Consider the following 14121-nt stretch of genomic DNA (forward strand, 5'->3'; position numbering starts at 1 on the left):
ATGCCGGCCTCATGGGTGTGTCACGATTATAGAGTATCTTATGTCAGGCTCCATAGGTGTGTGACAATCGCCCAGCCGTTTTAGCGTTTGCCGGTTAACCGGCGGATTTCTTGAACAATGACGGTAGCCGAATCCGGTTTGCCGAGCTTTTTCGAAGCCGCGGACATCGCCTCTCTTGTAGAGCGACTGGTCATGATCTCCTCAAGCTTTCCGAACAGCGATTCAGCCGTCAAATCCTTTTCAAGAATCATGCTGGATGCGCCCGCTTCCTCCAATTGCCTCGCATTCGCCTCCTGATGGTTATTGGTGACGTTAGGTGAAGGTATAAGTACGGATGGAATGCCAAGCGATGTAATCTCCGCCAGGAATGAAGCTCCTGCACGGTTTACAATCAGCGAAGTAGCCGCAAGCACTTCCGGCATATTATGAACGTATGGCACGATATGAAGTTGATTCGGCATGGTACCGAGCTGCGACAGGATAGATTCCCGCGTGTTCTCAAAATAAGTATCGCCTGTAACAAACACAAAATGTACGCCCGGCAGCTTCTGTATGAACGGCGCCATCCCGATCATCGCGTTATTGATCGCCTTGGCCCCCCGGCTTCCGCCGACGATCAGTACGACCTGGCTGTCCATCGGAATGCCGAGCGTAGCAAATCCACGTTCACGATTGGCGGATAATACCGTTGTCGCACGTGGATTTCCTGTATATACCGTTCTTTTGGCTTTAGGAAAAGAAGACTCTGATCCCTCAAAGCTGACGGCAACCGTATCCGCATATCGACTGAGGAACTGGTTGGTGAGGCCCGGGATCGCATTCTGCTCATGAATCATGGTCGGTATTCCGAGCTTGGCCGCTGCATAAACCACCGGACCGCACACATAACCTCCGGTACCGATCACAACATCGGGTTTAAACTCCTTCAGGAGGGCCTTCGATCGCTTCACGCCTTTGAAAAAACGCATAATGGTCTTCACGTTATCCAGCGACAGCTTGCGCCGGAACCCCGTGATATCGATGCTCTCAAACGGCAGCTTCTCTTGGGGTACCAGCTTGCTTTCGAGACCCCGCTGGCCTCCGATATATAAAAACTCCGTTTTCGGATCTTCCTTTTCACATTGTCTTGCAATGGCAACGGCGGGGTAAATATGCCCCCCCGTTCCGCCGCCGGTCAATACGACACGCATACCCTTCACCTCGCATAACGGGAAATATTTAATAGAATGCCCAGCGCCGTCAGCATCAGCGTCAGTGAGCTGCCTCCGTAACTGATGAGCGGCAGCGTAATCCCTGTCACCGGCATTAAACCGATAACGACACCGATATTGATAACGACCTGGATGGCGACCATGCCTACGATACCAACAGCCAGCAAACTTCCAAAACCATCGGATACGGTCATGGCCACCCTCATGCCCCGCCACACCAAGGCAGCGAACAAGAGCAGGACAATCAAACCGCCAATGAACCCAAGCTCTTCGGCCAAGATCGAAAAAATAAAATCAGTCTGCGGTTCAGGTACATAAGCGTACTTCTGACGGCTCATGCCAAGTCCGAGTCCGCCAAGTCCGCCCGGCCCTATGGCATAGAGGGATTGGATGATCTGATAGCCTGCGCCAAGCGGATCGGACCATGGATCGAGAAATCCGGTTATCCGCTTCAGCCGGTAAGGGGCTGCCAGAATCAAGCCAATGAAACCGGCTACCCCGCCTAATGCGAGAAAGCCCAGATGCTTCATCTGTGCCCCTGCGGTAAATACGATCATCATCGCAGCTCCGAGCATAACGGCACCCGTACCCAAATCAGGCTGCAGCATAATCAATCCGAAGGCCAGTCCGATTAAACCAAGCGGCGGCAAAAGCCCCCTGGTAAAAGACGTAATATCATAATCTTGCTTACTAAGCCAGCGCGATAGAAACAGAATCATGCCCAGCTTCATAAACTCGGAGGGCTGAATGCCGAACGAGCTGATGCCGAGCCAGCTTCTGGCTCCGCCGCGAACAACGCCGACCCCTGGAATAAGTACGATAATCAGCATAAAAAAGCAGACCAGCAGTACAATCTTGCTGTATTTCTTCCAAACCCGATAGTCGATCCTCGATGTGAAATACATGGCAGCAAGCCCCAGACAGGCAAAAAACAGCTGACGCTTCACAAAATAAAACTTATCGCCGTAGTCATGAAAAGCGAGGACGGATCCTGCACTGTATACCATGACGATTCCGATGGCCAGCAGGGCCAAAATACAGATAAGCAGCCACAGATCGGGCGCCTGGCGGTTCTTGTTCATGGAAAGGCCACCTCGTACATCCTTAGTAGGGGCTTATCCACCCCCCTACTTAAAGGTTATGCACCGCCTCTTTAAAAATGCGTCCTCGTACCTCATAGGAAGGAAACATGTCCCAGCTCGCACATGCGGGTGATAGTAGAACAATATCCCCGCTCTCTGCCAGCCCGGCAGCCTTCTGGACAGCCGAGGTCAAAGTCGCGGCGGCGTCCTCTCCATTATCGACGAGGATGATGTCCTTTAATCCGGCTTTGGCAGCAGCATTCGCGATTTTCTCCTTCGTTTCGCCAAGAAGCACAATGGCTTTCACCCTTCCTTGCAAGGAAGGAATCAATTCCTCGTAATCCGACCCACGATCAAGCCCACCTGCGATTAATACGATAGGCTCCTTGAACGAAGTCAATGCCATGTGCGTCGCCTTGGAGTTCGTTGCCTTCGAGTTGTTGTAATAGGATACGCCCTGAAGTTCGGCAACGTATTCCAAGCGGTGTTCAACGCCGCGGAAGCTGGACAAAGCATCTTCCAGCTTATCGGGAGCAACGCCGGCCGCTATCGCAATCGCACAGGCCGCCAATGCATTCCCTACATTAAATCTTCCGGGCAGTCCGATGTTCTCCACACGGATGATCTCATGCGTAAACCCTTCGCCATCTGTATAAATCAGGGTACGTCCCTGATCGTCTTCAATCGAGTCCTGAGCACCGGCAACATATGGCGGCATTACGTGAACCCCTTCACGAAGGCTCTCACTCATCGAAAAAGGCACGATGCGCGCCTTGATATACGGAACAAGGTTTCTGCACACGGGATCATCCCAATTGAGCACAGCGGTATCATCCGCAGTCTGGTTAGCGAACAGCTTGGCTTTGGATGCAACATAATCATCCATACCGCCATGGTAATCAAGATGCGTTTCCGCAATGTTGAGAAGGCAGGCAATGCGCGGCCTGAACTTCTCTGTTCCTTTTAACTGAAAGCTGCTCAGCTCAACAACCATCCAGTTGTTTTCCGTTGCTTCTGCTGCAGCCTCGGATAGAGGCGTGCCGATATTACCGGCTACAATCGGGGAAAGACCTGCGCTTTCCAGCATTTTGCCTACCCAGGTTGTCGTCGTTGTTTTGCCATTCGAGCCCGTAATGCCGATCATCGGAGCTTCACACAGGTGATAGGCGATTTCAACTTCGGTCACGACAGGAATCTTAAGCTCAAGCGCCTTTTGGACAGGCGGGACGGAATACGGAATCCCGGGATTTTTGACAAGAAGCGTCACACCGGGATGAATAAGATCATCGGGATGTCCACCGCAAATAACAGAAATACCCAAAGCCTCGAGCTCCGAAGCTTCAGGACACTGTTCTCTTTCCTTTCTATCGTTCACAATGACGGAGGCACCGGCTTGATGCAGCACTTTAGCTACCTGTACTCCGCTTTTGGCCAGTCCCAGTACGACGATATTCTTATCCCGATAATCATCTAGCTGCTTCATATGTTACAACCCCTTGTTGATATAAAGTCCGAGTCCCGCAAGTATCAGTCCCACGGCCCAAAATGTAAAGACGACGCGCCACTCCGACCACCCGGATAGTTCATAATGGTGATGGATCGGGCTCATTTTGAATATTCGTTTGCCTCTGGTTTTGAAGGAGACCACCTGAAGCACAACGGATAACATCTCAATGACGAATACCCCGCCAATAATGAGGAACAGCAGCTCACTCTTGGTAACGATCGCAATGGCGCCAATAGCACCCCCGATTCCTAAAGACCCCGTGTCTCCCATGAACACCTTGGCAGGGTGAGCGTTAAATACCAGGAAACCGAGAACCGCACCGATCATCGCCGCTGCACAAAATGCCGCCGCGAACGAAGTAGACTGAATGGCCACAATGGCATAAGCGCCGAAGGCAATCGCGCTGACACCGGACAGAAGACCATCCACTCCATCGGTAAAATTGACCGCGTTGCTGATCGCCAGCATCATGACCACGATAAACGGATAGTAGAACCAAGGCCCCCAATCAAAGGACCAATCCATCCCTGGAACGCTTATCGCCGTGCTATGCCCGTTGGAGATCAACAGCCAGCACATAATACCGGAAAACAGAAGCTGTCCAAACAGCTTCTGCCTGGCCGTGAGTCCTAATGATCTGCGAAATACGATCTTAATATAGTCGTCAAGAAAGCCGATCAAACCGAAACCGAGCGTCGCTACGATCATCACATAGAAATCAGTATCGACAGGAGAAAACTTAATATAAGTCAGTGTAAAAGCAAGCAAAATCACAACGCCGCCCATCGTTGGCGTTCCGGCTTTTTTCAAGTGGCTCTGCGGACCGTCACTCCTGACCTGCTGGCCGAACTTCATCCGCCGCAGCAGCGGAATGAGCAGCGGAGCCGATATCACCGCAAGCACAAACGCTACACCGATTGTCAATAACAGCAATTGAAAGTCCATCTGCTCACCCCCTCACTCCGTTGTTGCCGCCAGGCAGGGCCTTCAAGGCGTCAACCACATGTTCCAGCCTCATGCCGCGCGAGGCTTTCACCAATACGATATCCTTCTCCGTTACCCGCTCCAGCAAGGCTTCGATCAGTCTCTCTTTATCCGTAAACGGAAGCACAGCCCCTTCAGGGAAGCGATCTTTCGCTTTCCTCGCCGTGTGAAGCGACAATGGGCCGTAGGTGAACACAAAATCCGCATTGTCCGGAGATAAGTAATCTCCAATCTCGGCATGGAATTCCTCTTCCCGCTGACCAAGTTCCAGCATGTCCCCGAGAACGGCAATTCGTCGGTGGTAGCCTTTCATATCCCCAAGCACGTCCAATGCCGCCTTAACCGCGGTAGGACTGGAATTGTAAGCATCGTTCAGCACGGTGACCCCGAACGCAGTCTCCACGGCTTCGATCCGCATGCTCGACAGCTTCAGATTGGCAAACCCGCTGCGAATCGCTTCATCGCCGATTCCCATATGGGCCGCTACAGCCATCGCCGCCAGCGCGTTGACTACATTATGACGGCCGAGAAGCGGCAGGCTGAAGCCTTCGCCCGCATGCCGGTTCGAAGTGAATATGATTCCTTTTGCATGGAACATGAGTCCCGTCGGATAATCATCATTGGTTTCTTGATTGCCAAACGTAAACGTTCGCAGTCCTTCTGGCTTCACCGTCGTTTCTTCAGCAAGCACCTGACGGATCAACGGTTCGTCCCCGTGATAGATCAGCAAGCCGCCCGGCTTCATGCCGCTGATGATTTCAAGCTTGGCGCGGGCGATTTCCTCACGCGAGCCGAGCTGAAGCATATGCGCTTCCCCTACGTTGGTAATCACCGTCATATCCGGACGCGCAATGGTCGAAAGCAGTTCTATCTCGTGACGTCCGCTCATGCCCATCTCAAGCACGATCATATCGGTATCTTCCTTCATCGCGAGTACGGTTAACGGAAGACCGATATGATTGTTGTAATTGCCTTGCGTCTTGTGAACGTTAAACGTGGTTTCAAGCAGTGCGGAGACCATGTCCTTCACTGTGGTTTTCCCGTTACTGCCGGTAATGCCGATCACCTTTGCGCTGCTTTCGGACAAATAAGCCGCCGCAAGCGACTGGAGCGCCGTTAATGTATCCTCAACGAGAATGAGCGGGAGGTCGGGAATCGGTTGATGATCTCTCTGCCAGAGCACTGCGCCAGCTCCGCTGGCGAGCACGCTCTCCGCGAACTCGTGCCCATCAAATTTCTCGCCCACAATCGGAACAAACAGATTTCCCGGCTGTATGGTTCGGGAGTCGGTACCGACCCCTTGAATGATAATGTTGTCATCTTGGTTACGTGAGAGCGTCCCGCCGCACATGTCGGCGATGCTCTTTAATGATTTATGGATCACTATTGTCTGCCCCTTATCGCGTCTTTGGCTACGATGCGGTCGTCAAAATCTAGCACTTCGCCCGCAATCAGCTGGTAGGTCTCATGACCTTTCCCCGCAATCAATACTACATCGCCCGGGCTTGCCATTTCAATAGCCTTTTCGATCGCTTTCCGGCGATCAACGATGAGCTTGTAGCTTTCTGTTGACACTCCGTCTTCAATCAAGCCGGCTTCGATATCCTTCAGGATCAAATCCGGGTCTTCCGTACGGGGATTATCGGAAGTCACGAATACAACATCGCTATATTTCGCAGCAATTTTACCCATGATCGGCCGTTTGGTCCGATCCCGGTCACCGCCGCAGCCGAATACCGTAAGCACCCGGCCTTCAGCAAATTCATTAACGGTTCGCAGTACATTTTCGAGCCCGTCCGGCGTATGCGCATAATCCACGATCACGGCGTACGGCTGACCTTCATCCACGACCTCAACGCGGCCGTCAACTCCGGGTACGGACTCCAGGCTGTTCTTAATATCCTCGAGCGGGATTCCCTCAAGAAGCGCGGCAGCAATCGCCGCCATCGCGTTATACACGTTGAATTTCCCTACCATTCGAATCGAAATATCCGCACTGCCGCGGAATGTATTCACATGGAACGAGGTGCCTTGAGCGGTGATCGAGATGTTGCTTGCCCGTATATCCGCATCGTCTCCCAAACCATAGGTAATCACTTCCGCCGCGGTCTGCTTGGCAAAATAAGCTGAAGCCTCATCATCCGCATTCAGGACGGCATATTTGCGCGACGATTCATCCTTGGCAAAAGCGTTGCCCAGCCGGGAGAAAAATAACCCTTTGGCCCCGCGGTATTCTTCCATCGTATGATGATAGTCCAGATGATCCTGCGTCAGGTTAGTGAATATAGCTGTCCGGAAATCCGTTCCCTTCACCCGCCCCTGTTCGAGCGCGTGCGAGGATACCTCCATTACGCAGCACTCGGTGCCTGCGTTCGCCATATCGTTCAAATAACGCTGGAGTTCCAGCGCCTCAGGCGTCGTTCTCGGCATCGGGAACGAACGGCCGTCGTATCTCATCTGAATGGTGCCGATCAACCCGGTCTTCAAACCGTAATCGTTCATGATCGACTCAATCAAATACGTTGTTGTGGTCTTGCCGTTCGTTCCGGTCACGCCGATCATCTTCATGCGGGAGCTTGGCTGATTAAAAAAGGCATTCGCCAAACCCGCCATCGCAAAGCGGCTGTCCTTCACAATGACTTGCGGAAGGTCTATCTCAAGCTTCCGCTCAACGACCAAGGCCGCAGCGCCTTGGTCTGCAGCCTGGGCTGCAAACTGGTGTCCATCTACCGTATGGCCCGGCAGACAAATGAACAAATCCCCCGCCTTCACTTGTCTCGAGTCTGTCTCAATCCCTGTTATTTCAACATCTCCGGACCCCTCGATAACAGCAGCAGCCAATACGGATGATAATTGCTTCAATTTCATTTGTTATCCCTCTCTCTATATATCTGCACCATCCGTCCTCACTCGTGAATCGGATGATGCCTTAATGTTCGTGCTTGGATTCCTCCGGATCTTCACCCATATAAATCCGAATGGTGGATCCTCGCTCCACCCGGCTTCCCGGCTTCGGTGCCTGGGAAATGACCGTGTTGCCGGTTCCGGACTTGGCCAGCATGAAATTCATATTCAGGTCCTCATACAGATCCTGAACGGTCGCTCCGACCAGGTTCGGCACAGTCACGGTTGGCGTCTCGCCATATTTGTATTCACGGGCAAGCTGGTCTTTGCGCGGCGGAACATTCATGTAATGCAGCGCATCCTCCAGGATGTTCTGGACGATGGGAGCAGCCACGACTCCACCGAACTGAATGCCCTTCGGGTTATCTACCGCTGTGTACACCACAATCTCAGGATCATCGGCAGGTGCGAATCCGATAAAAGATACGATATGCTCGGTTGAGGAGTATCTGCCGTTAATAACCTTCTGGGCGGTACCCGTCTTCCCTCCGACACGATAACCGTCGATGAAGGCCGGGCGTCCGGTCCCTTTTGCAACGACGCTTTCGAGTGCCTCGCGCACTTGCTTGGACGTTTCTTCCGAAATGACTTGTCTGACGAGCTCCGGCTTGATTTCCTCGACTGTCTCGCCCGTCTCCGGATTGACCCACGCCTTGGCCACATGCGGCTTAAATAATTTGCCGCCGTTAATGGCGGCGGACACTGCAGCAACCTGCTGGATCGGCGTAACCGATACCCCTTGCCCAAATGCCGTTGTTGCCAGCTCAACAGGACCGACCTTATCAAGCTTGAACAGGATGCCATTCTCTTCACCGTTCAAATCGATGCCCGTCTTCGCCCCAAAACCAAAATCGCGGATATACTGGAACAGGCTTTCCTTGCCCAGCTTCTGACCTAACGCCACAAAGCCCGGGTTGCAGGAGTTCTGGACAACCTCCATGAAGGACTGGCTGCCATGGCCGCCTTTTTTCCAGCAGCGCAGTCTCGCTCCACCGACTTCTACCGCTCCACTGTCAAAGAAGTGGTCGTTCTTCAGATCGACCTTGTCCTCTTCAAGGGCAGCGGCAAGCGTAATAATCTTGAACGTCGAGCCCGGCTCATAGGTCATCCAGATCGGCAGGTTGCGATTGTACGTCTCGGCTGAAAACTCCTGGTAATTGGCTGGAGAATAACCCGGCCTGCTGGCCATCGCCAAAATCTCGCCTGTCTTGGGATTCATGGCAATCGACCATGCCCCATTCGCCTGATACTTCACCATGGCCTGGTCAAGCTCCCGCTCCATAATGGACTGTATGGATTTATCGATCGTTAGCTCCAGGTTCAGACCATCACGAGGCTCGACATACTTTTCCGAGGAGCCCGGCATGATTCTTCCGCCTGCATCGGACAGATAGGATATTCCGCCTTCGAAGCCTTTCAGCTTATCGTCATGCATGGCTTCCAAGCCGGTAAGTCCCTGGCTGTAGGCCCCCGTGAACCCCAAAATATGGGCTGCGAGATCGCCATAGGGATAATACCGTTTGTTATCCTCAGCAACAACGATACCCGGCAGCTTCAAATCACGAATTTCCTGAGCCAGCTCCATCGTAATTTTTCGTCCACCGGGATTTATCCGTTCCAACCTCGAACGTTTCGTAATGATTTTCTTGATATCGGCTTTGTCCATGCTGATAAGCCCAGCCAAGGTTTCGGCCGTATGGTCCGGATCTTTGATTTGTACGGGAATCGCCCAAATGGTCGGTGTCGTTATATTCGTAACCAATGCGGTTCCGTTACGATCCAAAATCTCACCACGCTGTGCCGCAAACGGAATGTCGCGGCGCCAAAGATCCTCCGCCTTCGCCGACAGCTCCGCGCCTTTCCCAATCTGCACATAAGCCAGTCTGATGATCAGTGCAGAGAACAGCAGGAGCAGCAGCAGCAGGCTCCAGAGCAGTCTTCTCCGCTGCGATACCTTGGATACTTTCACCTAAGCTTCCCTCCCTGTTTGAACCCGAAAGCTCATGATATGCGTTCTTCACATGAGTATTCGGGACAAACCCGGGTTAGAACAAGCTATTCCCCTTCTGTATTGCCTTGCCCTTGGTCGGTTGCCTCGGCATCGTTATCGGCAGTTCCTTCCGACTCTTTTCCACCGGTTTCTTCCCCGTTCGCATTTTCGGTGCCAACGGAGGAAGTTTCATCGGAACTGCTCTTTCCCGTTATCAACTCTTGAGCCGATTTGAGGGTCAAATGTACGGTTCGCTGACCATTCTCGGTCGTTTCCAATTGTTCAGCAACGTAGCCTTCACCTTGTACACTTACCTTCACCTTCATCAAGGTGAGTACTTCCATGGCATCCCGGAGGGATTCCCCCTGTAAGTGCGGGATTTCCATGGATGCATTGTCCTCGGTGATTAGATAGATATTCTGTCCGCTGCTCAAAGGCACACCAGCAGGCGGATACTGTTGCTTAACCGTGCTGCCGCTCCCCAGCGTTTCGAAAGTCATGCCCTCGTCAAGCAGCTTGGTCTTCACTTCGCTGACTTTCATGCCCTTCAAGTTAGGAGATATGCGAGCATTATCCGGAATCGTCGCTGTTTTGGACTTGTCTGATTGCTGGGTCGTATTCGATTTAGGGACACCCCAGTATGTTAGTGTCTTTGATACAATCTCTTTAAATATCGGAGCAGCCAATGCACCGCCACCTTGTTCATCATTCGCTTCGTCAATAATGACCAGTACGGCTATCTTCGGATTTTCCACAGGTGCATAGCCGATGAATGAAACAATTTGTTTGGAACGATCTGCGTATCCGCCATTGGATTTAATCGCGGTTCCTGTTTTCCCTGCTACACGGTAACCATCGATATACGCTTTTCTACCCGTACCAATTGATTGGTCCGCAACAACCTGTTCCAGATACTTACCTGTCTCTTTGGCTGCTTCTGGAGAAATAACTTGCCGAATCATTTCCGGCTCAATCTTCTCAATCTTGCCCGTATTCGGATCCTCGATTTCCTTCACCATGTGCGGTTTCATCAATTTACCGCCATTCGCTACGGCCGAGATCGCAGCGATTTGCTGAATGGGCGTTACCGAAACGGCATAACCGTAGGTCATGGTTGAAATATCGGAATCATAAGTCATATTAAGACTACCCAGAATCTCACCCGGAAGATCGATGTCGGTCTTCTCCGTAAACCCAAACTCCTTGATGTAATTGGTGAAACGCTCCTTGCCCAGCATTTCGAATCCAAGCTTAACAAAGGCCACGTTACTGGACCTCTTAACACCTTCCAGATAAGAGATCGGCCCCCACCCTACGCTATTAATGTCTCGGTGGGTTCTTCCCCCTACCCGAATGGAACCGGATTGGTAGGCAGCATTCGGATTAAACAGCTTTTCCTGCACGGCGCTTGCCAGGGTTACGATTTTAAAGGTGGAGCCAGGTTCATATCTTGAACTTACGGCATGATTGATAAAACTCTTTTGATTCCATTCCGAATATGTATTGGGATCAAAAGTCGGCATGTTGGCCATCCCCAGTATTTCCATCGTGTTCGGATCCGCTGCGATTACCGTCATACTGATTGGTTTATATTGGTTATACGTGTCGCGCATCGCTTCCTCGATATAATACTGGATTGTATCGTCGGTCGTCAGCACTAAATTTTTCCCATTTATTGCAGGCTGGTATAAATCGTCTTCACTCGGCAGCTTGACCCCCTTCTTGTCACTCTTGTAAGAAGCGAATCCGTCGGTTCCCTTCAGGAACTCATCATAACGTTGCTCAATGCCTCCGATTCCCTTACCCTGACGATCGGTATAACCCAAAATATGTGCAGCCAATGTCTCTTTGGGATAAAATCGTTTGGACTCTCGCTGAAAGCCTATGCCCGAATCGGGAACTTTACCGGCAGCCTTTAATTTTTGATTCAAGCTTTCACTAAACGCTTTAACCTCTTCCATCTTCTCCTGGTCAATCTTCCATCCTTCGCTGCGGACTTCGCGGCCCTTGAGGTATTCCCCCTTATCGTCTTTAGCCTTAACCAGTTCACGGAGTTCGTCCTCATCCTTGCTAAGAATCTCATGCAGCCCTTTAACTACCTCATTCTCCAAGCCGTTAGCCTGAATGACCGCAGGGTTCACAATGACCGTAAAGGCAGGCGCGTCCATAGCAAGAATATCGCCGTCCCGGTCCGTAATCGTTCCTCGCGTGGCCGGAAGATCCTGTTTTCGCGACCATTTCGATAAAGCTTGTTCCTTCCAGAAGTCGTTATCGATCACCTGCAGCCAAAACACCCGACCAATCAATAAAGCAAAAAAGAGGGTTATACATCCCCCTATTAGCACGGTACGCAGTTTGATTTTTTTTATCATCGGTCAAAACCTCACACTTCAATCATTTTGTCCCGAGTCCGAATTCTGTGTCTCGGATGACCCCGAGACGGGTGATAGCTGGATCGTATGGTTGTCCTCAATAGGGACATACCCCAACTCTTTCGCCTTGTCCAATATTTGCGTCTCCAGTGTTTGCTTTTCCACCTGAAGCTGATCAATATCTCGTTTCGCCTTGACTATTTTATTGTCGGTATCATGGATCTGCCGGTTCAAATCATAGGAATGAACATGACTCATGCCAATGACGCCCATGATGGCTACCACAAACACCACGGACAACAAATACAACAGCTTTTCTTTTTGCGGAAGCTGGGAACGACGCTTGACGACTTTTGTCTTCTCAAGATAAGCGGACTGCTGCGTTTCCTTCTGTCTCTCCTGTACGGCTAAATTGCCGCGCGTGTAAGCCATAGCTGATTCTCCTTCTTTCAGGGATTTTATGTTTCTACAGTTTCTCCGCAATCCGCAGTTTTGCCGAACGCGCCCTTGGATTACTCTCAATCTCTTCCGCCGATGGGATCAGCGGTTTGCGGTTAACCAGCTTCAGATCACCTTGGCCGCCTCCGCATACACACATCGGAAAATCCGGGGGGCACGTACACTTGGGAATATAGCTGTTAAAAATCTGTTTGCATATTCGGTCTTCGAGCGAGTGAAATGTGATAACCGAGACTCTTCCTCCTGGTGCAAGACATCTCACAGCTTGGTGAAGCGCGTCTTTGAATGCGCCAAGCTCATCATTTACTGCAATGCGAAACGCTTGAAAGCTTCGTTTAGCTGGGTGGCCGCCCGTTCTCCGAGCTGCGGCCGGAATCCCTTCCTTAATCATTTCGACAAGCTCGCCGGTTGTCTGAATAGGACTCTGTGCCCTTCTTTCAACAATGACCTTGGCAATTCGCCTTGAAAATTTCTCTTCGCCGTATTCATACAATATTCGTGCGATTTCCTGTTCCGGCCATTCGTTTACAATTTTGGCTGCGGTAAGCTCAGCGGACTGATCCATCCGCATATCCAGCGGGGCATCGTGATTGTAACTAAACCCTCTCTCCCCTTCATCGAACTGCGGTGAGGATACGCCCAAATCGAACAGTATACCGTCAACTTGCGGCTGCCCGTTCTCGTCAACCTCCACTTCGTTTCGGAGCACCTCCTCCAAATCACGAAAATTGGTTTTGACGAGAGTAATCCGGTCCACATAAGGCTTCATGGCTTCCCGGGCGTTATTCAATGCCCAATCGTCCTGATCCAATGCGATTAACCGGCCTTTTGAACTTAGTTGGGAAGCAATAAGCGAGCTGTGCCCCGCTCCCCCGAGCGTACAGTCAACATATATACCGTCTGGTTTGATGCGCAGCCCTTCTGTCGCTTCTTGCTTAAGCACTGTGATGTGATGGAACAAAGCTGCAGCCCTCCATTGTGTCTCATTCATGATTTTAAGTGTAACTTGTCCATTTCAATACGATGTTCCTACGCTTGTCATAAATCAAAATCAAAGTCTACCAGCTTCTCAGCAATGTCGTTGAATGCTTCCTCCGACTGCTGATAGTAATTCTGCCACTGCTCCTTGCTCCAGATCTCCACTCGGCTCGATACGCCGATGACGACGCATTCCTTCTCGAGCTTGGCGAACTCGCGCAAATTGCCCGGCAAATTTACCCTTCCCTGTTTATCCCATTCACATTCCGTCGCCCCGGAGAAAAAAAACCGTGTAAATGCGCGTGCATCCGACTTCATGAGTGGGAGGGATTTGAGCTTCTGTTCCATGATGGCCCATTCATCTTTGGGGTATACAAAGAGGCAATTGTCCAATCCGCGGGTTACGATAAACGAGGTGCCCAGGAGGTCACGAAACTTAGCAGGGATAATGATTCTCCCCTTATCGTCGATGCTATGTTGAAACTCCCCCATGAACATCAGGCACTCCACCCCTTAACCCCGATTCCCCACTTTGCACCACTTTCCACCACTTTAGGATAATAGATTCGGCGTCAAGAATCAAATACCTTCTAACGACTAGTTGTTTTTTTGGAACTTTCTCTCAGAACAATCG

11 protein-coding genes are annotated in these 14121 nt (G+C 51.3%); all 11 read right to left on the reverse strand.

Translation table 11 applies throughout. The annotated features are described in order from the left end of the window. Window positions 1-80 precede the first annotated feature (80 nt). Window positions 81-1190: an undecaprenyldiphospho-muramoylpentapeptide beta-N-acetylglucosaminyltransferase gene (gene murG, locus ACETK5_RS18825; protein ID WP_100535959.1), complete on the reverse strand. Its 1110-nt coding sequence runs from the start codon at window positions 1188-1190 to the stop codon at window positions 81-83. Between the two features lie 5 nt (window positions 1191-1195). Then, window positions 1196-2293, reverse strand: coding sequence for a stage V sporulation protein E (gene spoVE, locus ACETK5_RS18830; protein ID WP_100535958.1), 1098 nt, complete (start codon window positions 2291-2293; stop codon window positions 1196-1198). A gap of 49 nt (window positions 2294-2342) precedes the next feature. Further along, window positions 2343-3776, reverse strand: a complete 1434-nt coding sequence (murD, locus tag ACETK5_RS18835; protein ID WP_100535957.1) for a UDP-N-acetylmuramoyl-L-alanine--D-glutamate ligase — start codon at window positions 3774-3776, stop codon at window positions 2343-2345. 3 nt (window positions 3777-3779) lie between these two features. Continuing rightward, complete coding sequence (gene mraY / locus ACETK5_RS18840) at window positions 3780-4745, reverse strand: phospho-N-acetylmuramoyl-pentapeptide-transferase (RefSeq protein ID WP_100535956.1); 966 nt, start codon at window positions 4743-4745, stop codon at window positions 3780-3782. A gap of 4 nt (window positions 4746-4749) precedes the next feature. Continuing rightward, window positions 4750-6168, reverse strand: coding sequence for a UDP-N-acetylmuramoyl-tripeptide--D-alanyl-D-alanine ligase (locus ACETK5_RS18845; RefSeq protein ID WP_100535955.1), 1419 nt, complete (start codon window positions 6166-6168; stop codon window positions 4750-4752). Beyond that, window positions 6168-7652, reverse strand: coding sequence for a UDP-N-acetylmuramoyl-L-alanyl-D-glutamate--2,6-diaminopimelate ligase (locus tag ACETK5_RS18850; protein WP_100535954.1), 1485 nt, complete (start codon window positions 7650-7652; stop codon window positions 6168-6170). Before ACETK5_RS18850 ends, ACETK5_RS18845 begins: the two co-directional genes overlap by 1 nt. 61 nt (window positions 7653-7713) lie before the next feature. Continuing rightward, window positions 7714-9657, reverse strand: coding sequence for a stage V sporulation protein D (locus ACETK5_RS18855; RefSeq protein ID WP_100535953.1), 1944 nt, complete (start codon window positions 9655-9657; stop codon window positions 7714-7716). A gap of 86 nt (window positions 9658-9743) precedes the next feature. Continuing rightward, complete coding sequence (locus ACETK5_RS18860; RefSeq protein ID WP_326112435.1) at window positions 9744-12050, reverse strand: penicillin-binding transpeptidase domain-containing protein; 2307 nt, start codon at window positions 12048-12050, stop codon at window positions 9744-9746. An 18-nt stretch (window positions 12051-12068) separates the two neighbouring features. After that, complete coding sequence (locus ACETK5_RS18865; protein ID WP_100535951.1) at window positions 12069-12482, reverse strand: cell division protein FtsL; 414 nt, start codon at window positions 12480-12482, stop codon at window positions 12069-12071. A gap of 34 nt (window positions 12483-12516) precedes the next feature. Further along, window positions 12517-13470 carry a 16S rRNA (cytosine(1402)-N(4))-methyltransferase RsmH gene (gene rsmH, locus ACETK5_RS18870; protein WP_100535950.1) on the reverse strand — a complete coding sequence of 318 codons (954 nt, stop codon included), beginning with the start codon at window positions 13468-13470 and terminating at the stop codon, window positions 12517-12519. Window positions 13471-13547: 77 nt separating this feature from the next. Further along, the gene (mraZ, locus tag ACETK5_RS18875; RefSeq protein WP_009590832.1) at window positions 13548-13985 is read right to left on the reverse strand and encodes a division/cell wall cluster transcriptional repressor MraZ; all 438 of its coding nucleotides are present in this window, start codon (window positions 13983-13985) and stop codon (window positions 13548-13550) included. Window positions 13986-14121 lie beyond the last annotated feature (136 nt).

The organism is Paenibacillus ilasis, from assembly GCF_043195395.1.
Taxonomy (GTDB): Bacteria; Bacillota; Bacilli; order Paenibacillales; family Paenibacillaceae; genus Paenibacillus_AQ; species Paenibacillus_AQ lautus.